The sequence below is a fragment of the Streptococcus sp. KHUD_017 genome (assembly GCF_054861245.1).
Genome location: NZ_CM142175.1, coordinates 813,146 through 839,534, shown reverse-complemented (window position 1 = coordinate 839,534; position 26,389 = coordinate 813,146). Strand labels below are relative to the sequence as shown.

The following is a 26,389-nucleotide window of genomic DNA, read 5'->3' as shown; positions in this document are numbered from 1 at the left end:
CTTTTTCGCTTGTTTGAATAATTTTGTGATATACTATTTTTATGACAGACGTATCTAAACAACTATTAGAAAAAGCTCATGGCGGGCTTAAATTAAATCCAGACGAACAAAGGCGTTTTCTCGGTACTTTTGAGGAGCGTGTACTTGGTTATGCTAATCTTGAGACTGCAAATGATGACAAATTCCAAAAAGGTTTTTTGAACATTTTAATGTGCTTAAAAAAAGAAACTGAACCTCTTTTTGTCAAGATTTCTCCTCAAGTAGAGTTTGAAAAGCAGGTTTATTATCTAAAACAATCCAAAGATGCTGACTGCCAAGCAACCATCGTTTCTGAAGATCATAATTCTTCTCCTTTTGGACTAGTTATTCATAGCGATATTCCTGTCCAAGCCAGTGAAAAAGACCTCCGAAAGGCCTTTTCAGATTTGTGGCAAGAAAAAGAAACTAAAGCACCAACTTCTCTCTGGAAAAAATGGTTTGGTTAATTATTTTTTAAAGACAGGATTTGAGCGAGGCTTGCAGCTGTATGTTCTAAGTAGGTGGCTGCATTTTTTAGACTATCTTCCAATGGCTCGCTTTTTTCGAGTATCGAAAATGCAGCGATGATATTTTCAAACGGTAATGGGGGTAAATCCTCATCTAAACAACCACAAATAGCAATGACCGGAACACCCTTAGGTGTTCTTTTTGCTACTCCGATTGGAGCCTTGCCAGCCAGACTTTGAGAGTCTAATCTACCTTCACCAACGATAACGAGATCTACATCTGCGACCTGTTCATCGAAGTTTATCAAATCTAAACACGTTTGTATTCCAGAAACAATTTCTGCATCAGCAAAGACACACAAACCCGCAGCAATCCCACCACCAGCACCACTACCTTCTATTTTTAAAATCTCAGGTGCAACTTTGTGGTAAAAGTTTTCAATAGCAATATCAACGTCTTGGAATTTAGCTGGTTCCAACCCTTTTTGCTTTCCGAATGTATAGGTGGCGCCATGAGGTCCACATAGGGGATTGGTTACATCCGCTAAAATTTTGATTTGGATATCATCAGGAATGAGACTAACACGACTATCCAAAATCTCACTGATTTCAAACAAGGATTGGCCACGAGCTTTAAGCTCAATTCCGTGTTCATCATAAAACTGATAACCCAGACCTGAAGCAATACCAATGCCTCCATCGTTACTAGCTGTTCCACCGACACCGATGTAGATATCTTTTATACCTTGCTCTATTAAGTGTAGAATTAGCTGTCCAATTCCCTTTGTTTGAATCTCAAGTGGATTTCGTTTTTCATAAGGTATCTTAGCAAGGCCCACCAAATCAGCAACTTCAAATAGAGCTAGTTGACCTTTTTGAAAATAGGGCATTTGAACCTCATCACCAAAAGGTCCTGTTACCTGACTTGTATGTTCTTCAAGACCTAAAGAATTATTTATAGCAGCAACGGTTCCTTCTCCTCCATCGCCTACAGGCAAAAGTACACATTCTGAATCAGGCAGAGCTTTTTTAAAGCCCCGTTTTATAGCTTCAGCCACTTGGTTAGCAGGGAGACTCTCCTTAAAAGAGTCAGGTGCAATAATAATTTTCATCTTGATTTCTCTTTCTATCTAAAGGAAGTCTATCATTTCCAAAACTTTCCCAAAATCTCTCTCATCTACCTGAAGATTTATTTCCTTTTTCACAATATCCTTGGCACAAAAGGCTATACCAAGTCCTGCACTTTTAAGCATTTTTAAGTCATTAGCTCCATCACCGATAGCTATCGTACTCTCGAAAGGTACCTCTAATTGATCAGCCCATCTTACTAGAGTTTCTTCTTTAACTTCTCTAGTTATGACTGGACTAGACAGATTTCCAGTTAAATACCCATCTTTGGTTTCTAGTTGATTAGCAGCAAATAATGAAAGTCCTAAATCCTTTGCTAATCTTTCAACAATTGTAGTAAATCCACCTGAAACCAAACCAACTTCAATCTGACTTTCTTTGAGAGTTTTAATAAACTGCACAGCATTTTTACTAAGGTGAAGTTCATGATAAATCTTATCAAAGGCATCTATAGAAAGTCCTTTTAAGAGGGAGACACGTTTTTTCAGACTCGATTCAAAGTCTAATTCCCCTCTCATCGCTTGAGCTGTTAGCTGAGCTACTTCTTTTTCACAATCTGCCTCTTTCCCCAATAAATCAATGACTTCTTCTTCTATCAGTGTCCCATCAACATCAAGGACGCAGAGACCTCTAGCTTTATTCATCTATCTTCCTTACTTTCATTATCTCAAAAAATCGTATGAAAACTTCATACGATTTTAACTATTTAGTTTGCTAAACTGTGATACAAATCAAGGTAAGACTGACAAGCTGTATCCCAAGAGAAGTCACATTCCATAGCTTGAACTTGAAGATTTTTCCAAACATCTGGATGATTATAGTAAACATCCAAGGCAGTTTGTAGAGCCCAGTTAAGCCAATATGGAGTCAAGTTATCAAAACTAAATCCTGTACCTGTTCCTTCAATTGGGTTGAATGGTTGGACAGTATCTCTCAACCCGCCTACCTCATGAACAAGTGGTAATGTTCCATAACGCATAGCCATCATTTGAGAAAGTCCACAAGGTTCAAAACGACTTGGCATGAGGAAAATATCACAGGCTGCATAAATTTCTTGTGCTAGCTTGACATCAAAGGTAATATTTGCAGAAAGTTTATCTGGGAATACTTGACCAAACCATGAGAAGGCTTGTTCAAAACCAGGATCACCTGTACCCAAGAGAACAATTTGAACATCTTCTTGAAGCATGCGATGCAAACCTTCAACAACGACATCAAAACCTTTCTGTCTTGTCAAACGCGACACAATACCAATCATTGGAACATCGGGACGAACTGGAAGACCAACTTTTTCTTGAAGTTTAGCTTTATTCTGAGCTTTTCCTGACAGATCAGATTTATTAAAATGGTAATCCAATAAAGGATCCGTCTCTGGATTGTAAAGATCAGTATCTATCCCGTTCACAATACCAGAAACCTTACCAGACTCCATTCTAAGAATCTGATCCAAACCACATCCAAATTCTGGTGTCATAATTTCATAAGCATAGCTTGGTGATACGGTCGAAACACGATCTGCATAGAGGATACCAGCCTTCATCCAGTTAAGGCAATCATTCCAACGAACAGTACCATCCGCATAGCGTTCAAAACCAACTCGGAACAAATCCCAAAGCATACCCTCGGAGAACTGACCTTGGAATTCCAAATTATGTATAGTTAAGACAGTCTTAATGTTTTGGTAGGCCTGTATCCATCTGTATTTTTCCTTCAATAAGAAAGGGATCATAGCTGTATGGTAGTCATGAGCATGGAGGACATCAGGGATAAATCCAATTCGCTCCATAGCTTCTAGAGCCGCAAGTTGGAAGAAGGCAAAACGTTCACCATCATCAAAATCCCCATACACATGACCACGGAAGAAATAATACTGGTTGTCAATAAAGTAGAATGTAACACCATTTAAAACTGTCTTCTTAATGCCACAAAATTGTCTACGCCAACCAACGTATACTTCAAATTGAAGAACATCTTCAATTTGATCACCAAACTTGGCTTCCACCATGTCATAGTATGGCAAGATAACAGCAACTTCATGACCAGCTTTAACTAATGATTTTGGAAGAGCCCCGATAACATCTCCCAAGCCACCTGTTTTAGAGAAAGGGGCTCCTTCGGCTGCTACAAATAAAATTTTCATGAAAGAATGTCCTCTGTTACTTTTTCACCTTTTTTGATGACAACAGGATTTTCTGCTGTACCACGAATAACAACTCCATCAGCTACTTCAGCACCCTTATCAATAATTGCATACTCAACTTGAGCGCCTTCACCAATGATAACACGAGGGAAAACAATAGATTCTTTAACTAAGCTATCTTTATGAATTTGAACATTACGAGAAATAACTGAACGAACAACTTTACCTTCGACAATACTACCAGAAGCAAACTGCGAAGTATTTACTTCACAACCAGGTGCATAATAAGTTGGTTCTTCGTTTTTCACCTTTGTATGAATCTTTTGATTTGGAGAGAACAAAGAGTAGAATTTATGCTGATCAAGCATATCAATATTCGCTTGGTAGTAAGTTTCTACAGAATGAATATTTGCCAAATAGCCAGTATACTCGTAGGCAAAAGCACCTTCTTTAGCTGCCAAATCACGAAGAACATAGCGAAGTTTTTCTGGATGTTCTTTCTGAGCTTCTTCTTCAAGACGTTCAATCAACCATGGGGTATCAACGACAAAGATATCGGTAGACATGTTGTAAAGATTTTGGTCTAATTTTTTATCAAAGAGCTTGTGAGAAAGTACATGGTCAGTTTCATCGATATCAAGGATTGCATTTACTTCTGAAATATCCTGCTTAGGTAGTTTCTTATAAACAACTGTGATAGGAGATTTGGTAGTATTGTGCAAATGGAAAACCTGAGCAAGATCAATATTTACCAAAACATCGCAGTTCAAGGAAACAGTTTGGTTAGATCCAGAACGTTTTAAATAAGTCAAGAGTTGTTGATAATACTCTTTACCGACTGTGCTACTTTCTACACGTGTATTGTAAATACCTAAATAGTAGTGACTAAGTAGTGTATTCAAGCCCCACTCGCGACCTGAACGAATGTGGTCGAAAACTGAGCTGATATTATCTTGTTGGAAGATTCCAAAGACACTACGAACACCAGCATTTGCTAAACTTGAGAGTGGGAAGTCAATCAAGCGATACTTTCCTCCGAATGGCAAACTCGCCACAGGACGATTACTCGTCAAGGTTGACATATCATGAAAACCAACAGTGTTTCCTAAAATCGCTGAATATTTATCAATCTTCATCTGTTGCTACCCCCACTACTTCGTTATATCCGACTACTTGTACTTCTTCTGTACCATCAATTTCAACACCATCGGCAATAATTGCACCTTCACCGATGATTGCACGTGTAATTTTAGCACCTGTACCGATAACTGCTCCACTCATGATGACAGAATCAACAACTTCTGCTCCCTTACGAACTTGAGCAGCTGTAGAAAGAATGGAATGTTTTACAGTACCATTCACGTAACATCCATCTACTACTAGAGAGTCTTCTACTTGAGCAAATTCTCCAAGGAAGTTTGGTGGAGCGATAAGGTTACGAGAATAAATTTTCCATTGACGATTTCGGCTATCTAGAGCATTTTCTGGAGAGATGTATTCCATATTTGCTTCCCAGAGTGATTCTATGGTACCAACATCTTTCCAGTATCCACTGAATTCATAGGCGTAGACACTTTCTCCAGACTCTAGGTAGTTAGGAATAACATTCTTACCAAAGTCTGACATGTCAATATTATTCTTTTCAGCTGCAACTAGCATATTGCGTAGACGTTTCCAATCGAAAATATAAATACCCATTGATGCCTTGGTTGATTTTGGCTCAGCTGGTTTTTCTTCGAATTCAACAATGCGATTATTAGCATCTGTATTCATGATACCGAAACGACTAGCTTCTTTTAGTGGTACATCCAAAACAGCAACTGTCAAGCTGGCATTGTTATCCTTGTGTGATTGGAGCATATCATCATAGTCCATCTTGTAGATATGGTCTCCTGAAAGAATCAAAACATACTCAGGATTAATGCTATCGATATAGTCGATATTTTGGTAAATGGCATGACTTGTACCTTCGAACCAACGATTTCCTTCACTTGCAGAGTAAGGTTGAAGGATAGAAACACCTGAATCAATTACATCAAGACCCCAACTAGAACCGTTTCCGATGTGATTGTTAAGAGCAAGAGGCTGATACTGTGTGATAACCCCAACATTGTGGATACCAGAGTTGGCACAGTTAGAAAGAGCAAAGTCAATGATACGGTAGCGCCCACCAAATTGCACAGCAGGTTTTGCAATGCTTTGAGTGAGTTTACCGAGACGAGTTCCTTGCCCACCGGCAAGGATTAAAGCTAGCATTTCATTCTTCATTTTCTACTCCTTTTTGAGATTTATTTGATTCTTTTTTAGCGGGTTTCAAGCGACGTTTTATTTTCCAGATACTTGCCCCCATAGCTGGCAAAGTAAAGGTCAAAGTCTGCTCATAATCCTTCCATAATCCTTCTTGAGTTTGAACGGTTTGATTGTGTTCTTTCCAAACACCTCCCCATTGTTCCAACTCTGTATTCCAAATTTCTTCGTAGACACCAGCAACTGGCAGTCCAATTGTGAAATCAGGACGTTCGACTGGTGCCATATTAAAGACACAGACTAGCATCTCGCCTTTCTTTCCTTTACGAATAAAGGATAGAACACTCTGATCTCTATTATCAGCATCGATGATTTCAATTCCATCATAACTTGTATCAATTTCCCAAAGACAACGATAGTCTTTATAAAGTTGATTCAGTTGAGATGTGAAGTATTTCATCTTGGCATTCATTGGATCTTCAAGGTTTGACCACTCTAATTGCTCTTCTGATTTCCACTCTAAGAATTGTCCAAACTCGCTACCCATAAAGAGTAATTTTTTACCAGGATGACAAATTTGATAAGTATAAAGATTTCTAAGGCCTGCAAATTGATTATAGCGATCTCCCCACATCTTATGCATCATACTCTTCTTACCATGAACCACCTCATCATGTGAGAATGGTAGAAGATAATTTTCATTAAAGACATACATAAAACTGAAGGTTACTAGGTTAAAATCATACTTGCGGTAAATTGGATCTTCCTCATAGAAGCGAAGGATGTCATTCATCCAGCCCATGTTCCACTTGTAGTCAAATCCAAGACCACCAATCTCTTTTGGACCTGTTATTTTAGTTGCCGAAGAGCTTTCTTCTGCAATCATCATGACATCAGGGTGAGCTAGCTTAATAACAGTATTTAAACGCTGAAGGAAATAGTAACCTTCGTAGTTAAGATTTCCACCGTCTTTATTTGGTGTCCAAGGTGCATTATCATAATCAAGATAAAGGATATTACTTACGGCATCTACACGGATACCATCTAAATGATAAAAATCAATCCAGAACTTAATGCTAGAAATTAGGAAAGATTGTACTTCGTTTTTACCTAAGTCGAAGTTTAATGCCCCCCAACCATAGTTATGAGCTTTGTTATGGTCTTGATATTCAAAAGTCGGAGTTCCATCATAGTAGGCTAAGGCATCATCATTGATTGTAAAGTGACCTGGAACCCAGTCCACGATAACACCGATATTGTTTAAATGACACTCCTCAACAAAGTCTTGAAACTCTTCTGGTCTTCCGTAAGAATGTTCTAAACCGAAATATCCCATCAGTTGATATCCCCAACTCAAACCTAGCGGGTGAGCCATCAAAGGCATAAACTCAATATGAGTGTAGTTCATTTCAACTAAGTAAGGAATCAACTCTTCTTTTAATTGAGCAAAACTATAAGGAGTTCCATCTGGATTTCGTTTCCAGGAACCAGCGTGTGCTTCGTAAATATTAACTGGTCTTTCGAAGAATCCCAAACGTTTTCTACGAGCTAACCAAAGTCCATCCTTCCATTTCTTTTCTGGAATTTCTGTTAACACAGCACCTGTGCCTGGACGTGCTTCATACCGAACAGCTAAAGGATCAATCTTCATAAGTTGATGACCGTTAGCCCGTGTAATATGATATTTATAAATCTGACCCTCTTGGGCAAAAGTTGTAAAAACTTCCCATACTCCAGATTCATTTCGAACCATAGGGATTTGATTTTCAACCCAATTCGTGAAATCACCGACTAGATGAACAGCCTGCGCATTTGGAGCCCAAACACGGAATGTGTAACCCCATTCCCCGTCTTTCTCCTCACGATGTGCGCCCAAATAGTGCTGAAGATGGAAATTTTCGCCTGTTGTAAAAGTTCTTAAAGCTTCTAATGTATCCATAAATCCCCCTTTATATTGTAAGCGTTTTCTTAATTTTTATTATACTACCTTTTTAGATAAGTTTCAAGTAAATTACTATATTTCTAAAAAATATTTTGAAAATCTGAAAATAATTCTCTGATGCAGCCTGGGAAAATCATTTTAATTTTCTGATTTATCTTTGCCTCTTTTCATTTTCTTACATTTTTATATAATAGTAACAAAATATTCGGTTTTTAGCAATTTTTAGCCTGATATTTTTGAAAAATATATTCAAAATCCGTAAAAATAGTGTTTGTGGTATTCAACTTAGATTGAAATTATTCAGAAAGCAAGAATTTTCCCTTAAAAAATAGAGCAGATCTTCCAATCTGCTCTGTCTTTATTTACTACTCTTTACGATTTATCTGCATTTCCCTGAAAAATAAATTTCTCTGGATATTTTTTGATAAAACTTAGCTCATTCTCATTTCCATCATAATCATAAACAAAATCATCAGCTTCATCCAACTTCTGATAAAAAGCATCACCATACTCTTCTTCCATCTGTGCTAGCATCTCCGATCTCTCTTCTCTAACAAAGGAGATAGCTCCACCAAAGAATGCAAGAAGATTTTTGAAATTAATAGCATGCTCCGTCATTCCAAATAGTTCCAATCCCTTTAAAGTATCTTCCCAGACAATCCCTGTCGAATTATCGAAAAATTGATAGTGGCCTCCATTGTTTACTTCAATAAAATACCAGATAATCGCCAGAAGGTATCTTTGTTCTAAAGTAAAAATTTTTGCAGAATCGAGATAGTCTTCATAGGTGTTATAGATGTTAACAGTTTCGTATACTGGTTTAATAATATCCCATGAGTCTTTTGCCTTTTGAACATCTTCTACCGTAATATTCTTGTATAATTTCTTATTCTGCGCAATTGTCATTTCTTGATTAGTTTCATTAACATCTTCAAAATAGTATTTTTCTAGCAAGGGATAATCTGCTGGCTTAGCTTCAAAAACTTCCTTTAGAGAACCTACTTTAACCAACTCAATACACCATTCAATGACTGGATTTGTTGAGGAATCAGCATTTTTGATAGCATTTTCTAATAAAGCTAGAGCCTGATTAGCTTCAGTTTCAAAGTCATTCTTCGGGTCACTAGATAAACGCCAATGGGTAAAACCATTTCTATAATACCAAATAGCATCCCTATCTTCTTCAGAGACTATCTCTAAAACTGTTTTTGCCTCTTCAAATTGACTCCAATTATTACAAACTTTGGCTAGTTCACTAAGTACTTGACCACTTAAATTTTCTAAACCAAGCTCTGAGAGGATTTCCTTTATATTTTCGAATTGGTAGGTATGCTTAATGTCTTTAAGACACTGAAGTTTCTCCTCTTCATTTAAGGTGATGAATTTTTCCAGAGTAATTGTATTAATATTCATAGGTTTCTCCCGCTAAAAGCAATGAACTTTTCTAACTTTAATTCAATTAGTAATGAAACTTCTGCTTTTTCTATCTGTCTAGGACTTGAAAATGAACTGCTTTTTCTGAAAATTTTAGTTTTACTTTCGACTTCAAATGAGACTTTCTAGAAGTATAGGCCGGGATCAAAATCCCGACCTCGCATTTTAGTAGAATTGAGTCTTTGAAACATTTTTATTGATTCATTGGACTCTGCAAGAGCGTTTTATCCTACACTTCATTGACTTCGTCTTCAATCTAAGACTTACGCTAAAACATTCAAGACTGCCACACTAACATTGTCAATTGTATTTTCATTTTTTGAACGGCTGTTAGTGATTCGCATTTCAAGGTTACCCGCATTTTCATAATACTGGGATTCTCCTTTAGCATTAAAGACCACTAAGAAATGCTCGTCATCTCCTTGAACTTCGTAGACAATCCAGCCACTGTTTTCAATCGCTGTATGAACAAAGACATGACGGTATACTTCCTCGTATGTAGGATATGAAAAAGCACTGCTCTTTGTTTTAAGTTGAATGATCTGACGGATAAATTCAATACTATCCTGATGCTCATTAATTAAGTCCCAATTTACTTGGTTCACAGCATCTGGAGCATTATAACTATTCATAGCTCGTTCTCGGTCATCATGAGTCAGGTCACCATTTTCGCCTGTAGCTACTAGTTTTGTACGACCGAATTCTTGACCAAGTTCCATAAAGGAAATACCTTGCATAAGTAGGTTCATTGCAGTTGCTGTTTCTACTTTTTTCATGATACTTGTCTCGTCTTCTGTTGGATGAAGAGTCGCTAGCAAATCATGCAAGTTATAATTATCATGGGCTTCTACGTAGTTGACAACCTGATTAGGACTGAGATAAGAACCTAGTTCATGGCTACCCAGGATCGCTTTTGCAACAATTGGTTCAGTAGCAGCACCACTTACGAAGCCTGTTTTGATATCACCATAAACTTCAGCACCTTTTACCGCATTACGTTGATCATCATTGAAGAAGCCAATATTAGGTAATTGATAGGCATTGTCTTTCTTAGCCTTATCATAAGGAGCAAGACCAGTTCCCATATCCCAGCCTTCTCCATAAAGGATAATTTTAGGATCGACTTCATCCATGGCCCAACGAATCATCTGCATGGTTTTAACATCATGAATTCCCATCAAATCAAAACGGAAACCATCAATATTAAACTCATTCACCCAATAAAGCAGTGAATCAATCATGTACTTACGGAACATTTCGTGTTCACTAGCCGTCTCATTTCCTACACCAGTACCATTTTGATAACTTCCATCGCGATTCATTCGGTAATAATAGTCTGGGACTGTTGTTTGGAATGGGGCATCAACAGTTGAAAACGTATGGTTGTATACAACGTCCATGATGACACCAATACCAGCATCATGATAGGCTTGAATCATCGTCTTCAAATCGCGGATAACTTGACCTGGATCATTTGGATTCGTAGACATGCTGGTTTCTGGTGCATTGTAGTTTTGTGGGTCATAGCCCCAGTTATAGGTCACATTTCCGTCTGCATCATATTCTTTGTGACGATCAGCAATTGGTTGCAGTTGAACATAGTTCACACCAAGTTCCTTGATGTAGTCAAATGCAGTAGACTGACCGAAATGATTGACTGTTCCAGTTTGGGCAGCACCCAAGAATGTTCCTCTTAATTCTGGAGCAACACCAGAAGTTTTAGACTTGGTCAAGTCACGAATGTGCATTTCGTAAACAACCGCTTGACAAGGATTTTCCAATCGCCAATTTGCTTCCGCCCCATTCTTAACTTCAAAACCTTCAACTTGACGTTCATTTTCTGAAAGAATCGCTGAACGTTTGCCATCTGGACTTGTCGCAATGGTATATGGATCACGTGTCAATGATTGATGATGTGGAAAATTAATCTGATATTGATAGGCACGACCAACAAGACTTTCAGGAACTGTCAAATCCCAAACGCCAATTGTATTATCCTTGTGACTATATGAATAACTGTTACCACGTTGCATTTCATAAGTCTTTAGGATAGGCGCATCATTACTTGCTGATTCATAAACTACAACTTGTACAGTTGTTGCTGTTGGCGACCAAAGTTTAAAGCTTGTTTCTTCTTCGGAAACCTGGCATCCCAACTCTCCTTGGTAACCCCAGTGATGGTCAAAACTAGCACTGTTAATCGCTTTATCAAAAGCAAATGGATTTTGATCTTTATAGTGTGGACTTGCGATAGCTGGATTTTCAGAATAATACACGGTATCATCCCCATCTAAAATCCAAACCTCTGTTAAGAGTGGATAATGATTGAATCGGATAGGATATTCTTTGCTGACTCCATTTTTTTCAACTGTAAACAGCATTTGTTCGAGAGGTGTTTCACTTAGTTGAGTAAATGAAAATTTTTCTCCAAAGTATTCTTCTTCTTTGATAAACTCTACTGAATCTAGAGGATTCTTATTGAAACTGCATGCCTTATAAGCGTCATCTTTACGATGATAATGAATAAGTACAGGATAATGATACATGTTTTTTCCTAATTTCTAATTGTTAAATTTATATAGTAGCATTTCTTGATTATAATAATTGGATAGAAGCAAGAAATGATAGATGAGTATTCTAGACTGTGTATTCCTTACAAACTTTCAAGCCAAGCTTCGTCTCGAATCTCGATTCCCAATTCCTGCGCTTTCTGGAGTTTGCTCCCTGCATCTGCTCCTGCTACCACAAGATCGGTCTTTTTCGATACGCTGCCAGTTACCTTGGCACCTAAACTTTCTAGTTTATTTTTAGCTTCTGAACGATTTAAACGCTCTAGCTTTCCTGTCAGTACAACAGTCAGACCAGATAAGGCTGCATCTGCCGCAACGATCTGTCCTTTATAATCTAGATTAACATCTAATTCTTTTAATTCTCTTAAAAGTAGTTGAGCACCCTCAGACTCAAAATAGGATTGAAGACTTTGAGCAATAACACTCCCTAGACTTTCGATACTTGCTACTTCTTCAGGATTTGCTTGAGCAAGTGATTCGATCGAATGGAAATGTTGTAAGAGTAGTTGACTTGCCTTGCTACCAACATGACGAATCCCTAAACCAAATAAGAGTTTTTCTGCAGAATTTTCCTTAGATGATTGGATAGCTTGATAAAGTTTTTGAGCCGATTTATCCTTGATGCCATCTAGCAAGAGCAAATCTTCTACAGTTAAACGATAAATATCCGCAACATCTTTAACCAAATCGGCAGCAAATAGTTTCTCGACGATAGATAGTCCAAGACCAGCAATATTCATGGCGTCACGAGATGCAAAGTGAATCAAGCCTTCCTTAATCTGAGCAGGACATCGAGGATTGATGCAACGAAGAGCCACCTCATCTTCAAAATGCAAAAGCTTACTGTCACAACTTGGACAGTTTGTTGGGATATCTAGTTTCTCCTCAGACACACGCTTTGATTCTACGACACGTAAAACAGCAGGAATGATGTCTCCCGCCTTATAAACGACGACAGTATCATCCTTGCGGATATCCCTTTCAGCGATATAGTCAACATTATGAAGCGTTGCACGACTAACTGTTGTACCTGCCAATTGCACCGGAGTAAGATTGGCAGTCGGAGTTACAACTCCTGTTCGCCCAACTGTCCAGTCAACAGAAAGAAGCTTTGCTTCTTTTTCTTCTGCCGGAAACTTATAAGCCACTGCCCACTTAGGCGCTTTAACTGTAAAACCAAGTTGCTCTTGACCAGCTAGGTCGTTGACCTTAATCACAATTCCATCGATATCATAAGGCAACTGATCTCTTTCTTGACTAATTTCTTGAATAAACGCCCAAACCTCATCCATACTATGAGCTAATAGTCGTCTAGGGTTAACCACAAAGCCCAACTGTTCCAGATGATTTAAAACCTTCTCTTGGCTGTCTCTAGTTGAAGGACTAGCTTCCTGATAAAGGAAAGTTGCAAGATTACGTTTGGCTACTACTGCTGTATCTAACTGGCGAAGTGTTCCTGCAGCAGCATTTCTTGGATTAGCAAACTCCGGCTCCCCGTTTTCTTGACGAGCAAGATTGACTTGATTGAAAGAAGCTCTTGGCATATAACATTCACCACGAACAGTGATATCTAATTTCTCTGGTAAGGATAAAGGGATGTCCTTGACACGTTTGAGATTTTCTGTGATATTCTCACCGACTGAACCATCACCACGAGTAGCACCAGCAACAAAAATTCCTTGCTCATAAATCAAGGAAATCGATAAACCATCAATTTTTAACTCACAAATATAAGTAACTTCATCTAATTCTTTACGAACACGCGCATCAAAGGCATCGAGTTCTTCACGTGAAAAAGCATCCTGCAAACTATAGAGAGGATACCGATGACTATATTTTTCAAATCCATCTAGAATCTTACCGCCAACACGGTGGGTTGGACTATCTGGCAAGACTTGCTCTGGATGAGCTTTTTCTAACTCTACTAATTCACGATAGAGACGATCATACTCACTATCAGATACAGATGGGTTATCACTTGTATAATACTCTGTCGCATAGCGATTGAGCAACTCAACGAGCTCTTTCATTCTTTCATTCATAAAACCATTTTACCATAAAAAGGACTATAGGAACAATACAGAAGCTCTAAAAAAGAAAATGAGAAGGATATTTCTATCACTTCTCACTTATTTTTATTTTTTACGATTCAAAATAGCATTCAAGACGATGGCTACTGTACTTGCAATGACAATACCATTTGAGAAGAACATTTGTAATTCTGTTGGTAGAGTATTGAAGAGGTTGCTTCCGTTTAATCCAACCCCAGCAGCAATAGAAACTGCTGCAATGAGGAAGTTATGTTCATTATGTTCGAAATCCACACGAGACAAGATTTGCATCCCTTGAAGTGAAACGAAACCGAACATGACCAGCATGGCTCCACCTAGAACAGGGCTAGGGATAATCTGTGCTAAGGCACCGAACTTAGGCAAGAGACCAAGTAAGATAAGAAAACCTGCAGCATAGTAGATCGGCAAACGTGTACGAATACCTGAAAGTTTCACCAAACCTACGTTTTGTGAAAAACCTGTATAAGGGAAGGTATTGAAAAGCCCACCAAGTAAAACAGCAAGACCTTCAGCACGATAACCATTGCGGAGACGAGTGCTGTCGATTGGATCTTTAGTAATATCAGAAAGGGCAAGATATACACCAGTTGATTCTACCATTGATACGGTAGCGATAATACACATCATTATAATAGAAGAAATTTCAAATTGTGGCGCACCAAAGTAGAATGGAGTTGGGATATGAACGAGTGGAGCTTGCGCTACTGGAGAAAAATCAACCAAGCCCATAGTCGAAGCGATGATGGTACCAGCAATCAAACCAATCAGAATTGAAATTGATTTAATGAATCCTTTTGTAAAGATATTGACCAAAAGAATGATGAGAACAGTAATCATTGCCAAGGCTAGACTTTGTCCAGTTGGTTTTTCAACGTTATTTCCCATATTTCCGATAGCAACTGGAATCAAGGTCAATCCGATAGTTGTGATAACAGAACCAGTTACGATTGCAGGGAAAAGATTGGCAACCTTAGAGAAGATACCTGAAATCAGGATAACATAAATCCCTGAAGCAATCAAGGCACCAAACATGGCACCACTACCATGACTTTGTCCAATCATAATAAGTGGAGCAACAGACTGGAAGGCTACCCCAAGAACAATAGGCAAACCAACACCGAAGTGTTTATTGAGTTGCAATTGTAGGAGAGTTGCAACCCCACACATAAAGATATCTGTAGAGATAAGGTAGGTCAACTGTTGAGCTGAATACCCCAAAGCACTTGCAATCATGATGGGTACTAGGATTGAACCTGAGTACATAGCAAGTAAGTGTTGCAAACCAAGAACGGCTGCCTGTGAGTGTTTTTCCTGTTGTTTCATTAGATGTCTGCCTCCTTGAAGATAACTCTTCCATTTTCAAAACGCTCTAAACGAGCAAGTGATACTACCTGATGACCTGATTTTTCTAACAGCTCACGACCATCTTGGAAGGATTTTTCAATCACAATTCCGACGGCCTCAACTGTAGCACCAGCTTGCTCGATAATCTGAATCAAACCTTTAGCTGCTTGACCATTAGCCAAGAAATCATCAATAATTAATACTTTATCTCCTGGAGATAAGAATTTCCCTGCAATAGATACAGTGCTAGTAACTTGTTTCGTGAAAGAAAATACTTCTGCAGTTAAAATTCCTTCATTCATGGTAATATTTTTTGCCTTCTTAGCAAAAATCATGGGTACATCTAATTGTTCTGCAACATATAGAGCTGGAGCAATTCCAGATGCTTCAATGGTTACAACTTTTGTAATGCCAGCATTTTTAAAATGCTCTGCAAAAGTACGACCAATCTCACGCAGCAAGGAATAGTCAACTTGGTGGGTCAAGAAGGAATCCACCTTAAGAATATTCTCACCTAGAATATTCCCATCTTTTAAAATACGTTCCTCTAGTAATTTCACATTAACCTCCGAAATAAAAAGGGACTTACAAAGTAAGCCCCTTAGAAAGATTGAAACAGATATCTCTGCTTCTTTTATCTCTCTTGACTTACTCATTGTTAGGTATTTACGGTACCTTGTAGAAACGCCACGCCAATTCGCGGCATAAATAAGTAATGATATTTTTTAGTGAGCATCTCCATTCCAGATAGAGTTCTTCACAATTACATAATCTACATGTCTAAGATCAGCTACTTTACGACCTCCAGCATAAGAAATTGAACTTTGCAAATCTTGTTCCATCTCAGTTAGGGTATCTTGTAAATGTCCTTTGGCAGGAAGAAGAATTTTCTTACCTTCAACATTCTTATAGGCACCTTTTTGGTATTCTGAAGCAGAACCATAGTATTCTTTAAATTGTTTACCATCGACTTCGACAGTTTTACCAGGGCTTTCGATATGGCCTGCAAATAAAGAACCAATCATAACCATACTTGCACCGAAGCGGATTGACTTGGCAATATCTCCGTGTGTACGGATACCACCATCGGCAATAATCGGTTTACGAGCAGCTTTCGCACACCAGCGAAGGGCAGCTAACTGCCAACCACCAGTACCAAAACCGGTTTTGACCTTAGTGATACATACTTTACCTGGACCGATTCCGACCTTAGTAGCATCTGCACCAGCATTTTCAAGTTCACGAACAGCTTCTGGAGTACCAACGTTACCAGCGATGACAAAGGTATCTGGCAATTCTTTCTTGATGTGCTGAATCATTGAAATCACACTGTCTGCATGACCATGAGCAATATCAATAGTAATGTACTCTGGAGCATCTTCCTTTAATTGACTAACAAAGTCATACTCATAATCTTTAACACCAACAGAAATAGAAGCAATCAAGCCCTTATCATGCATGCGTTTCACAAAAGGGATGCGTCCAGCTTCATCGAAGCGATGCATGATATAGAAATAACCACCTTTTGCAAGTTGTTCAGCAACATCTTCATCTAGGATTGTTTGCATATTTGAAGGAACAACTGGTAATTTAAAGGTGTGCTTCCCGAGTGTCACTTGTGTATCGGCTTCAGCTCGGCTTTTAAGGACACACTTGTTAGGAATTAGCTGAATATCTTCATAGTCAAAGATCGGAAATTCGTTTAACATTTCGATGTCTCGTTTCTTTTATAATGACCTACCTATGCTTTCGCATCGCTACGTCTTTTCCGACGTTTCCTCTAACGATTATAAACTAAGGTAAAGTTTTTGTCAAACATTTTGAAACATTAAAATTATTATGTTCGGATTTTACTTGTGATTTCATAAAAAATAGAGAGATTATGAGCTCTCTATTTTTGTTTTATATTATCTTGAAAAATTTTTTCTGATATCCCCAGCATTTCATAAAATTCGCTGTAGGATGAAGCCTTCTGAGGAATTTGGATAGACCACTTTTTAAGCAAGACCTCATAACCTACAACCGTTCCTATTTCACTACTTACTGTCTGATCTATGCTAGGGAAAATCAAGCCAGCTTTCTCTGCTTGTAAGATATAAGCATAAGAAATCAATTGAAATAGATCATCACGATTGATTCCTTTTTCAGTCAATTCTAGTTTTTTATATTTAGCATCTAGTACAGTCTTTAATTCCCTATTATAAAAATCTGGATATACCTTTCGTTTCCCACCAGAAAATACAGAGATACCATCTTTCTTTTCTTTATTGCGTGGATGTATGAAATCTTTTGGCAACAAGGTATGAACATATTCTTCCCAAAGCCAAGCAACGTCAAAGAGAATGCCATGAATTTTTTGCTCTTGATATCCTAAACCGTGCTTTTCTCTGTTTAATATCATCAGACACAGCTCTTGCAACTTTCTGTATTCTCGAAAGTAGGCATGACGAAGGGGGTTAGTTTGATTTCGTCGAATAATCTTAGCACGATCAGCTAGTTTATAAGATGGGGTTACACGAATTATTTCTGTAATATTTTCGCGATTACTATCAATAATACTTCTCCCTAGAGATTTCTGATTTTTAATGTACTCAATCGTATGACGAATCAGCTGCATTATTGGATTATCAAAAGTAAACTCTCTGGTTGTATAAGCAATATTACCTGTGAAAGGAAGATTTTTCTTGAGATGGTTTCTTACATCAATCACTCCCTTAATATGGCTATCATTATGAGAAAACCTCTGGTATTCCTTATAAAGTCCCTTTCGCATAGCACCTTCCAGATACTTTGGAAAGAGGTAAATTAAAAGTTGATAGAGTCTATCCTCATACGATAACCCTACATCTAAGCTAGTGAGATTGATATTTAGAACTTTCTGCAATAGATAATGCAAAAAATAGTCATCACTTTTACTCGAAAAGCGAGATGAAATCGTTAATCTCTCCTGGCCACAACCCAGAAAACCAATCACATTTCCTGTCTTAATTTTCTGATTGACTGTTTCCAAAATCTTTAGGTCCTTATCCAAATCAAGTGAATTTTTCAGGTCATTTGGAAATATAAAGATACTATCTTCTTGAGAGAGATTATCTAGGGTTCTATCTAAAAGAACTTGACTAATTTTAGGATACTTTGCGATAAACTCTTCTTTGCTTATGCTCTGTTGATTATCAGTTAACTGCATCGTCATCACCAATATCTTGCTGAATTGTCAAATCAAACGCTTTTTTCAAAGTAATCAGTGTCGTATCTTCTTCATAAGAACCACGCAGGTAATCTTCCAAAAGTGGTTTAAGATAATCGGACCAGAGTAACTCATAGTCAAAGTCTACTTCTTCTAGTTTAAGGAAATAACTTGGTCCGATATGGTAATGACTATTTAATTCCTGAACTTTCTCAATTTCGGCATTCAAGTTTCTTAGACGCGCCTTCGCTTCTTCAGCTTTATCGCCAAGAACATCATCCAGCATTCCTAGTTGGCTTTCAGCCGTAACTTCAATAAAACGGAAACGTCGACGCATAGCAAAATCAAAGGTATCCACTGATCGGTCAATATCATTCATAGTTCCGATAATATAGACATTTTTAGGGATATAAAACTTGTCATCAGTTTCGTGTAAATTTGCATATTGAGTAGAAACACTTCCCTTTTCACCACGATAGCCAGGGTCAATAGAGAAAAAGAGCTCTCCAAAAATCTTAGAAATCTCACCTCGGTTAATTTCATCAATGATGAAGACGAATTTCTTATTAGTATCAATTTCTGTTGGGGAAATATAGTCTTTCAAACCAAATCTCTTTCTCAATCTTTCTAGGACAGTTTTCCCACCACTTTTGTAGTATTCTTGCTTATTATAATTTTTATCTTTATACAACTCATAAACATATTTACGAGGTATTGACCATCCTGGAACACCACTATCATAATTTACTGACAAATTTTGTCTACTATTAACAGATAAGTAAGATGTTCTTGTTATATATTCTTTTTCTTCAGCAACATTTATATATTCTAAGTAAGAATCCCAAGCTTGGTCAAAATTATCTTGCCCCCCGATCTTCTGAGCTTCTTTAGCTAAATGACAAAACTTCTTAAAAATACCATCTTGTAGTTTAAAATCAATAGTTCCATCCTCATTTGAATCCGGTCTTAACCCCTCAACAAAATCCGTATAGTCATAAGATGGGTGGAATTGCACAAAGCCTATTTGATCTTCATTGCCACCTGTTAATTCTAAGGCAATTTCTTTAGCAAGATAAGTTTTTCCTGTACCAGGTGCACCACGAAGGATGAGGTTTTTGGATTGTAGTAGAGTTTGACTTAATGGATAATAAACCTTATATTCTAGAGACATTTTTTCTTCTTTCTTTTCTTTTTCGTCTAAAAATTGTGTTGAATATTCAAATAAGATACTTCCCAACAATGATGGTTCCAGCTCAGGATATTTTTGCAATACGAGTTGACAAATCTCATGATTCTGAAGATAAGGCCCCCCTTGATTTTTTTGAGGAAGTAGCTTGTTCCAGAATCTCTTTTGACTATTCATATTTACCCCTAAAAAAGAATGATTCTCAGAATAAATACAAAGTAATTTTGTCACCACCGCAGAACGACCAATAAATTCATTTGTTGACTTTTTCATATCAAAGATAGCATTATCAAATTTGAAATGAATACCTTCTTTAATAATTTCGTACAAATCTGTTTTTAATTTAGTAAATCGATGATCCAACTCTGAAAGAGGAATGACTTTATTAGCTTGATCTTTATAACTCTTTGTTTTTTCATTCCAATAAATACCAAATTTTGAAGAACCTCCGCCTCCAATTCCCATAAATAAAGATTTGTATTTTCCCCTCTCAAGACCGTAGCAAAAAGAATTACTTTGAGCTCCTTTCCCAATGACGTATTCATCGATAGATAGTGTTAAAATTCTATCAAGTGGCCACTCTTTAAGAAATTCTTCACGTAATTGTTCATTGTAAATACTATATTTAGATGCATCTTCTCTTAATCTTATTTTATTTTCTTGGTACCAAGCATAAAAATCTTCCAAACTGACTTTTCTTTTTAGCATCAATCTTACTCCTTTTATAATAATGTTCGAATAAAAAACTATATATTTCATATATAGAATATCATATCCTATAAAAAATGAAAAGAATTTCTAAAGAAAAAGCCCAGCGTTAGGAGCTTCAATGTCTCTTAACACTAGACTTCTTTTCTATATTAATAATACTCCCCTTGACGATAATCCCATGAGTTAAAGGTATCTGATAGATGCATCATGATTTTATCAATATCCAGTCCTTTACGGATCACAACTGGAGCTGGTGAGATTGAACGTGCTCCACCTTGTTCTGGGATGAGTTTGCCATCCTTATCAACCATAGATACCATCACACCTTGCTCGTAACGAGTTTCAATCGTTTTGTCTGGTTGGATAGATGCAACATAGTCGTCAGCTTCAATGACAAGATCCACTGCCCCTTCGATACGTTGACCGATTCCTTTAACCTTACCACGATTTCCTTTTCCTGATGGGTTAGCTGATGAGGCATAGACCATTTTTCCTTCTTCCCAGAGTTTAGATGCCAATTGTTCACCAGCTTTACCAAATTTGATAACAAAACAGCTAGTACCACGCACGTCAGTCATAAGTTCTTCACGTCCATCACCGTATGCTTTCAATTTCTCAAAGGCTTCTGGTTTCCATGGAAGGATACAACCAAGAAGAATGTCTTCATCCCAATGTTTTTGATAGAAGGCTTCAATTTCTGTGTTGAGTTGTGCTAAAGCACGAAGCTCATCCATGCTACCACATAGGACTACACCTGGTTTATTACGATTACGTTCTTTGGCTTCAAACTTACGTTCAAGTCCTGCCTTGTCACTAGTCATGATAATGTAACCAACTTTTGTAGGGCAAACGATACATCCGCCCTCACCTTTTAAAATGTCATAACCTTCTTGTGAAAGTGTTCCGTTCCATTGAATGTGTTTTGTCATAGTTCTATTTCCTTTTCTATTTTTTATTCTTGCCAGTAGGCTGGTCGTTGTTTTTCATAAGCAGCAATCAAGTCTTCATACTGCAAGGTAATACCGATATCATCTAAACCATTTAAGAGCTTGTGTCTCCACTCACTATCAATTTCGAAAGTGAATTCTCCAACTGGTGTGATGATTGTTTGTTGTTCCAAGTCCACAGTTACCTGGTCAGTCGGTTTAAGTTGGGCTAGCTTTTCTCTAATCTCCCTAGGCTGAACAATAGGCAACATACCATTATTGAGCTCATTATTGTAATGAATATCTCCAAAAGAACCAGCAATCACGACCTTAAAGCCATAGTCTGCAAGTGCCCAAGCAGCGTGTTCCCTCGAAGAACCAGCCCCAAAATTATCTCCTGTGATGAGAATACTGGCGTTGCGATATTCAGGTCGGTTAAAGACAAAGTCTGGATCCTCAGTATACTGATCATCAACATAACGCCAAGCATACATGAGATATTTTCCAAAACCTTTCTTATCAATCAACTTCAGAAACTGTTTGGGTAGGATTTGGTCGGTATCGATATTATCATTCATAAGAGGAACCGTTGTTCCTGTATAAACTGTAAATTTTTCCATATCCCTCTCCTTACTGGGCCTCTGGCATTTGCCGAACGTCTACAAAACGTCCTGCGATAGCTGCTGCAGCTGCCATTGCTGGACTGCAAAGATGAGTCTTAGCACCAAAACCCTGTCTATCTTCAAAGTTACGATTGCTAGTTGAGGCGCAGTGAACACCATCTGGTACCTTGTCAGGATTCATCCCTAGACACATAGAGCAACCTGGGTCTCGCCACTCAAAGCCAGCATCTTGGAAAATCTTATCCAATCCCAACTTTTCAGCAGCTCGCTTGACTGGTCGAGAACCAGGTACCACGATTGCTGTCAGGTTGGGAGCAATTTTCTTCCCTTCGACAAATCGAGCAGCCAGTTGCAAATCACTAAGTCTAGCGTTGGTACAAGAACCAATAAAGACATAGCCTAGTTCAATATCTTCCGGCTTCTGACCTGGTTGTAACTCCATGTAATTGTAGGCTCGTTCATCATTCATATCCTTTATTTCTGGGAAGTTGCTGTCAAAGTCAACACCCATAGCAGGATTAGTTCCCCAGGTCACCATGGGTGCCAAGTCAGAGACATCCATCTGGATAACCTTATCATAAACGACATCTTCATCACTAACCAGTCTTTTCCAATCAGCTACTGCTGCATCAAAATCCTTGGGAACACACTCTCGTCCCTTCAAATAATCATAAGTCCTCTGATCTGGATTCATAATTCCCATCTTAGAGCCAAACTCGATGGACATATTGCAGATAGTCATTCGTTCTTCCATGCTCAGTGCATCAATAGCCTGACCTCGATACTCTACCACGTAGCCAACACCACAAGCAACACCGTACTTGGCAATCAAGGCTAGTATGAAATCCTTGGCATAAACCCCTTTTTGAGGAACTCCTGTGAATTCCACCAACATTTTCTTGGGTTTAACCTGCCAAATGGTTTGGGTTGCAAAGACATGTTCGACCTCACTGGTTCCAATACCGAAGGCAATCGCTCCAAAAGCTCCGTGAGTTGCAGTATGGCTATCACCACAGACAATGAATTTCCCAGGTTGTGTTCTTCCTGTTTCTGGACCAACCATATGAACGATACCTTGTTTTTCTGAACCGTGGGCAGCATGTTCGATTCCAAACTCTTCAACATTTTCAGCTAACTTATCAATCTGTGCTTTGGAGATTACATCTCGAATATCATATATATTGACCGTCGGGACATTGTGGTCAAAGGTACCAAATGTCAAGTCTGGTCTTCTCAATCTACGTCCTGCATCTCGCAATCCTTGAAAAGCTTGAGGACTGGTCACCTCGTGAATATAGTGCTGATCTACATACATGAGTTGAGGCTGTCCTTCTTCTCCTGTAATCACATGGAGGTCCCATAATTTATCAAAAATCGATTTTCCTGCCATTCATTACCTCCATATAAAATACAAAGTTACTATTGTAGTCACTATTCCTAGAAACCAAACTGTTTTAAAATACCACTTCCTGGTCTTGTGATGAAAGGTAACACCTGCCAACCAAGCACCAAAACCACCACATAAGAAAGCAAATGATAATAAGTATTTTTCAGGGATGCGCCAAGCACCTCTCTTTGCCCTGGATTTGTCAATTCCATAGATGATAAAAGTCAAAAGATTCCAGAACAATAGAGCAAAAGTAATTCCTTGATTTATCTTCATAATCTTTCAATGATGGCTTCCGTCATTTCCTTGGTCGAAGCCTGTCCTCCTAAATCTCTTGTTAAAATTCCTGCTGCTAAAGTTTGTTCAACAGCACGCTCGATACGCTCCGCATCCTCATATCGTCTAAAACTATCTCGCAACATCATAGCAACTGATAAAATCATAGAAATAGGGTTGGCGATTCCTAGGCCTGCTATATCAGGCGCCGAACCATGAATGGGTTCATAGAGACTCGGTCCATTCTCAGAATGACTGGCTGATGGCATAACACCCAGTGTGCCAGATAGAACACTTGATTCGTCTGAGAGAATATCTCCGAAAAGATTCTCTGTCACGATAACATCAAACTTGGCTGGATTGGTAATCATGAGCATGGCAGCTGAGTCGACTAGCTGGTGCTCCAAAGTTACATCGGGATAATCTTTTGCTACTTCCTCAGCCACTCTTCGCCAAAGTTTTGATGTTGCTAACACATTTTGCTTATCAATACTGGTAAGGATTTTTCTGCGACTTCTTGCGATTTCAAAAGCCTTACGAATAATCCGCTCTACTTCCTCATAGCTATAGTCATTGATATCACGCGCTTTTCGGTCTTCAAGGATATGATCACCAAAGTAAATCCCACCTGTCAACTCACGCACTACAACAAAGTCAACACCAGCAATTCGTTCAGGTTTGAGAGGCGATAAGTGCTTAAGACTATCAAAAATTTTAACTGGACGAATATTGGCATAAAGATTAAGTTCCTTGCGGAGTGCCAAAAGCCCTTGTTCGGGTCGAACTGTAGCATTATCATACTGAGGACTACCGATTGCAGCAAGGAGGATAGCATCTGCTTCTCTACATGCCTTGAGGGTTTTGTCAGGTAAGGGGTGGCCCTCAGCATCAATACCTGCACCTCCAAAAGGTCTTCTATCTATCTCATAGTCAAAGTCTGTTTTTTTGGCTATAGATGCTAGAACTTCTAAACCAGCTTCCATGATTTCTGGTCCAATCCCATCACCTGCTAGAGCAACAATTTTCTTTGTCATGGTATTCTCCTTTAAAGACTAGGCATGTCGCGATAGGAAACATTTGGACCTATCTCTCCGGTATTCTCTTTTTGAACAAAAGTATTGGCATTGATGTAGGCAATAGCTGAAGCCTTCAACACATCGAAATCAATTCCGGCTGCGTTAAAGATTGTTTCTGTTTCTCTATTTTCAACAGTAACTAAGACTCTCGCCTGAGCGTCTATACCATCCGTTACCGCATCAATGGTGTAGGATACCAGGCGAACAGATTGATTAAAGAACTTGTCAACAGCGTTAAAGATAGCTTCAACAGAACCTTGTCCAGTCGCATTAAAGTCGACTTCCTCACCATCCAAATTGGCCAATCTGACAGTCGCTTCAATTTCATTTTCCGCATGGGTTTGAAGTTGTAAATCATCAAAGTGGAAACCTTCTGGGTTTTCAATCATGGTTCCAGCTACCAGAGCACGAATATCCGCGTCTGTGACTTCTTGTTTCTTATCTGCAAGTGATTTGAATTTGTCAAAGAGTGGCTTAATATCTTCTTCTGTGAAGTCTAAGGCCAGTTCTCTCAGTTTTTCTACAAAGGCATGGCGACCAGATAATTTTCCAAGCGGAAGACTATTACTCTTTACACCCACCAATTCTGGTGTGATGATTTCATAGGTAAGTGGGTTTTTAAGAACTCCGTCTTGGTGAATACCTGATTCATGAGAGAAGGCATTTCCACCGACAACTGCCTTATTTTTGGGGACTGGAATCCCTGAGAAGCGAGAGACCATTTCGGACGTATTAATCGTTTCGTTTAAGACGATACTTGTCTCTGCTTGGTAATAATCTTGGCGAATATTGAGAGCTACTGCTATTTCTTCTAAAGCAGCATTCCCAGCTCGTTCTCCGATCCCGTTAATGGTTCCTTCGACACGTCCTGCACCATTCTTTACAGCAGCAAGGCTATTTGCTACTGCCATTCCGAGGTCATCATGACAGTGAGAAGAATAGATAATCTGACGATTAGTCTTGACATTCTCAATCAGATATTTAAAGATACTTCCATATTCCTCTGGTGTAGTAAAACCAACTGTATCAGGAATATTGATATAAGTCGCACCTGCATCGACCGCAGTTTGAACGACTTGTAGGAGAAAGTCCAGCTCAGTTCTAGTCGCATCCTCAGGAGAGAATTCTACCACTTCAAACTTACTCCGTGCATAAGAAACATGCTCAGTGATTGCTTCCAAAATCTCTTCTTTACTCTTATTGAGCTTATACTTACGGTGAATTGGACTGGTAGCGATAAAGACGTGAATCTGTGGATACTTTGCATCTTTAAGTGCTTCATAACAAGCGTCAATGTCTGATTTAACAGAACGAGCTAAGCCTGTCACGGCTGTTTTTTTCATGGCTTTAGCAATTTCTTGAACAGCTGTAAATGAATCTGGACTAGCAGCTGGAAAACCAGCTTCGATTGCTGAAATTCCCCATTTCTCAAGCTGTTTTGCTATAGCAACCTTTTCCTTAATAGAATAATTGACACCTGGTGTCTGCTCACCATCTCGGAGACTGGTATCTAAAAACTCAACTACACGCATGAGAATTCTCCCTTCACATTTTCGATATATAAAAAACATCTCGCTCGGAGTTCCAAGCGAGATGTTGATTTACTCCCGCTTGGTAAGCCAAACAGGACTAATGCTATTGCACTAGTCCGAGTA

Annotated in this window: 21 protein-coding genes and 1 riboswitch; of the genes, 1 reads left to right on the top strand and 20 read right to left on the bottom strand. The window is 38.5% G+C overall.

Translation table 11 applies throughout. The features are described from left to right. Window positions 1–41 precede the first annotated feature (41 nt). Window positions 42–485 (top strand): DUF1694 domain-containing protein, encoded by a 444-nt coding sequence (locus ACVAMZ_RS04125; protein WP_461685117.1) that lies wholly within the window; start codon window positions 42–44, stop codon window positions 483–485. On the opposite strand, the gene ACVAMZ_RS04120 is transcribed toward ACVAMZ_RS04125, so the two are convergent. The 20 genes from ACVAMZ_RS04120 to ACVAMZ_RS04025 form a co-directional block, all read right to left on the bottom strand. Continuing rightward, window positions 482–1,597 carry a glycerate kinase gene (locus tag ACVAMZ_RS04120; RefSeq protein WP_461685116.1) on the bottom strand — a complete coding sequence of 372 codons (1,116 nt, stop codon included), beginning with the start codon at window positions 1,595–1,597 and terminating at the stop codon, window positions 482–484. The two genes, ACVAMZ_RS04125 and ACVAMZ_RS04120, sit on opposite strands and share 4 nt — an antisense overlap. 18 nt (window positions 1,598–1,615) lie before the next feature. Next, window positions 1,616–2,257, bottom strand: a complete 642-nt coding sequence (serB, locus tag ACVAMZ_RS04115) for a phosphoserine phosphatase SerB (protein ID WP_461685115.1) — start codon at window positions 2,255–2,257, stop codon at window positions 1,616–1,618. Window positions 2,258–2,319: 62 nt separating this feature from the next. After that, window positions 2,320–3,753: a glycogen synthase GlgA gene (glgA, locus tag ACVAMZ_RS04110; protein ID WP_461685114.1), complete on the bottom strand. Its 1,434-nt coding sequence runs from the start codon at window positions 3,751–3,753 to the stop codon at window positions 2,320–2,322. After that, entirely contained in the window at window positions 3,750–4,889 is a 1,140-nt protein-coding gene (gene glgD / locus ACVAMZ_RS04105) for a glucose-1-phosphate adenylyltransferase subunit GlgD (protein ID WP_254729937.1), read from the bottom strand. The genes glgA and glgD overlap by 4 nt, the downstream gene beginning before the upstream one ends. Next, window positions 4,879–6,021, bottom strand: coding sequence for a glucose-1-phosphate adenylyltransferase (locus ACVAMZ_RS04100; RefSeq protein ID WP_461685113.1), 1,143 nt, complete (start codon window positions 6,019–6,021; stop codon window positions 4,879–4,881). Before ACVAMZ_RS04100 ends, glgD begins: the two co-directional genes overlap by 11 nt. Then, entirely contained in the window at window positions 6,011–7,939 is a 1,929-nt protein-coding gene (gene glgB, locus ACVAMZ_RS04095; RefSeq protein ID WP_461685112.1) for a 1,4-alpha-glucan branching protein GlgB, read from the bottom strand. Before glgB ends, ACVAMZ_RS04100 begins: the two co-directional genes overlap by 11 nt. A gap of 375 nt (window positions 7,940–8,314) precedes the next feature. Beyond that, window positions 8,315–9,355 (bottom strand): DMP19 family protein, encoded by a 1,041-nt coding sequence (locus ACVAMZ_RS04090; RefSeq protein ID WP_263393520.1) that lies wholly within the window; start codon window positions 9,353–9,355, stop codon window positions 8,315–8,317. A gap of 284 nt (window positions 9,356–9,639) precedes the next feature. After that, on the bottom strand, window positions 9,640–11,922 hold the full coding sequence (gene pulA / locus ACVAMZ_RS04085) for a type I pullulanase (protein WP_461685111.1): 2,283 nt from the start codon (window positions 11,920–11,922) through the stop codon (window positions 9,640–9,642). Window positions 11,923–12,029: 107 nt separating this feature from the next. Continuing rightward, the gene (gene ligA / locus ACVAMZ_RS04080; RefSeq protein WP_461685110.1) at window positions 12,030–13,988 is read right to left on the bottom strand and encodes an NAD-dependent DNA ligase LigA; all 1,959 of its coding nucleotides are present in this window, start codon (window positions 13,986–13,988) and stop codon (window positions 12,030–12,032) included. Between the two features lie 93 nt (window positions 13,989–14,081). Then, window positions 14,082–15,341 (bottom strand): nucleobase:cation symporter-2 family protein, encoded by a 1,260-nt coding sequence (locus ACVAMZ_RS04075; RefSeq protein ID WP_461685109.1) that lies wholly within the window; start codon window positions 15,339–15,341, stop codon window positions 14,082–14,084. Next, window positions 15,341–15,922 (bottom strand): xanthine phosphoribosyltransferase, encoded by a 582-nt coding sequence (locus ACVAMZ_RS04070; protein WP_178894947.1) that lies wholly within the window; start codon window positions 15,920–15,922, stop codon window positions 15,341–15,343. Before ACVAMZ_RS04070 ends, ACVAMZ_RS04075 begins: the two co-directional genes overlap by 1 nt. A 75-nt stretch (window positions 15,923–15,997) precedes the next feature. Continuing rightward, window positions 15,998–16,094, bottom strand: a riboswitch (purine riboswitch). Further along, window positions 16,088–17,071, bottom strand: coding sequence for a GMP reductase (gene guaC, locus ACVAMZ_RS04065; RefSeq protein WP_045614972.1), 984 nt, complete (start codon window positions 17,069–17,071; stop codon window positions 16,088–16,090). (Overlaps the previous riboswitch by 7 nt.) 182 nt (window positions 17,072–17,253) lie before the next feature. Beyond that, a complete protein-coding gene (locus tag ACVAMZ_RS04060) occupies window positions 17,254–18,549 on the bottom strand; it encodes an McrC family protein (protein ID WP_461685172.1) in 1,296 nt (431 codons plus the stop codon). Continuing rightward, window positions 18,536–20,443, bottom strand: coding sequence for an McrB family protein (locus ACVAMZ_RS04055; RefSeq protein WP_461685108.1), 1,908 nt, complete (start codon window positions 20,441–20,443; stop codon window positions 18,536–18,538). Before ACVAMZ_RS04055 ends, ACVAMZ_RS04060 begins: the two co-directional genes overlap by 14 nt. A 152-nt stretch (window positions 20,444–20,595) precedes the next feature. Then, window positions 20,596–21,375 (bottom strand): L-threonylcarbamoyladenylate synthase, encoded by a 780-nt coding sequence (locus ACVAMZ_RS04050; protein WP_461685107.1) that lies wholly within the window; start codon window positions 21,373–21,375, stop codon window positions 20,596–20,598. A gap of 23 nt (window positions 21,376–21,398) precedes the next feature. Continuing rightward, a complete protein-coding gene (gene leuD / locus ACVAMZ_RS04045; protein ID WP_461685106.1) occupies window positions 21,399–21,992 on the bottom strand; it encodes a 3-isopropylmalate dehydratase small subunit in 594 nt (197 codons plus the stop codon). 10 nt (window positions 21,993–22,002) lie between these two features. Next, a complete protein-coding gene (leuC, locus tag ACVAMZ_RS04040; RefSeq protein WP_461685105.1) occupies window positions 22,003–23,385 on the bottom strand; it encodes a 3-isopropylmalate dehydratase large subunit in 1,383 nt (460 codons plus the stop codon). A 3-nt stretch (window positions 23,386–23,388) separates the two neighbouring features. Then, window positions 23,389–23,658 (bottom strand): DUF1294 domain-containing protein, encoded by a 270-nt coding sequence (locus tag ACVAMZ_RS04035; protein ID WP_461685104.1) that lies wholly within the window; start codon window positions 23,656–23,658, stop codon window positions 23,389–23,391. Further along, entirely contained in the window at window positions 23,655–24,692 is a 1,038-nt protein-coding gene (gene leuB, locus ACVAMZ_RS04030; RefSeq protein ID WP_461685103.1) for a 3-isopropylmalate dehydrogenase, read from the bottom strand. The genes ACVAMZ_RS04035 and leuB overlap by 4 nt, the downstream gene beginning before the upstream one ends. Before the next feature lie 11 nt (window positions 24,693–24,703). Continuing rightward, window positions 24,704–26,266, bottom strand: a complete 1,563-nt coding sequence (locus ACVAMZ_RS04025) for a 2-isopropylmalate synthase (RefSeq protein WP_461685102.1) — start codon at window positions 26,264–26,266, stop codon at window positions 24,704–24,706. Window positions 26,267–26,389: the final 123 nt, after the last annotated feature.

Coding starts and splice junctions, on each gene's coding strand:
- ACVAMZ_RS04125 (WP_461685117.1), top strand. CDS start 42: ATGACAGACGTATCTAAACAACTATTAGAAAAAGCTCATGGCGGGCTT.
- glgB (WP_461685112.1), bottom strand. CDS start 7,939: ATGGATACATTAGAAGCTTTAAGAACTTTTACAACAGGCGAAAATTTC.
- ACVAMZ_RS04035 (WP_461685104.1), bottom strand. CDS start 23,658: ATGAAGATAAATCAAGGAATTACTTTTGCTCTATTGTTCTGGAATCTT.
- ligA (WP_461685110.1), bottom strand. CDS start 13,988: ATGAATGAAAGAATGAAAGAGCTCGTTGAGTTGCTCAATCGCTATGCG.
- ACVAMZ_RS04025 (WP_461685102.1), bottom strand. CDS start 26,266: ATGCGTGTAGTTGAGTTTTTAGATACCAGTCTCCGAGATGGTGAGCAG.
- ACVAMZ_RS04090 (WP_263393520.1), bottom strand. CDS start 9,355: ATGAATATTAATACAATTACTCTGGAAAAATTCATCACCTTAAATGAA.
- pulA (WP_461685111.1), bottom strand. CDS start 11,922: ATGTATCATTATCCTGTACTTATTCATTATCATCGTAAAGATGACGCT.
- guaC (WP_045614972.1), bottom strand. CDS start 17,071: ATGTTAAACGAATTTCCGATCTTTGACTATGAAGATATTCAGCTAATT.
- ACVAMZ_RS04060 (WP_461685172.1), bottom strand. CDS start 18,549: ATGCAGTTAACTGATAATCAACAGAGCATAAGCAAAGAAGAGTTTATC.
- ACVAMZ_RS04120 (WP_461685116.1), bottom strand. CDS start 1,597: ATGAAAATTATTATTGCACCTGACTCTTTTAAGGAGAGTCTCCCTGCT.
- ACVAMZ_RS04100 (WP_461685113.1), bottom strand. CDS start 6,021: ATGAAGAATGAAATGCTAGCTTTAATCCTTGCCGGTGGGCAAGGAACT.
- glgA (WP_461685114.1), bottom strand. CDS start 3,753: ATGAAAATTTTATTTGTAGCAGCCGAAGGAGCCCCTTTCTCTAAAACA.
- leuC (WP_461685105.1), bottom strand. CDS start 23,385: ATGGCAGGAAAATCGATTTTTGATAAATTATGGGACCTCCATGTGATT.
- glgD (WP_254729937.1), bottom strand. CDS start 4,889: ATGAAGATTGATAAATATTCAGCGATTTTAGGAAACACTGTTGGTTTT.
- serB (WP_461685115.1), bottom strand. CDS start 2,257: ATGAATAAAGCTAGAGGTCTCTGCGTCCTTGATGTTGATGGGACACTG.
- ACVAMZ_RS04050 (WP_461685107.1), bottom strand. CDS start 21,375: ATGACAAAACACATTCAATGGAACGGAACACTTTCACAAGAAGGTTAT.
- leuB (WP_461685103.1), bottom strand. CDS start 24,692: ATGACAAAGAAAATTGTTGCTCTAGCAGGTGATGGGATTGGACCAGAA.
- leuD (WP_461685106.1), bottom strand. CDS start 21,992: ATGGAAAAATTTACAGTTTATACAGGAACAACGGTTCCTCTTATGAAT.
- ACVAMZ_RS04055 (WP_461685108.1), bottom strand. CDS start 20,443: ATGCTAAAAAGAAAAGTCAGTTTGGAAGATTTTTATGCTTGGTACCAA.
- ACVAMZ_RS04075 (WP_461685109.1), bottom strand. CDS start 15,341: ATGAAACAACAGGAAAAACACTCACAGGCAGCCGTTCTTGGTTTGCAA.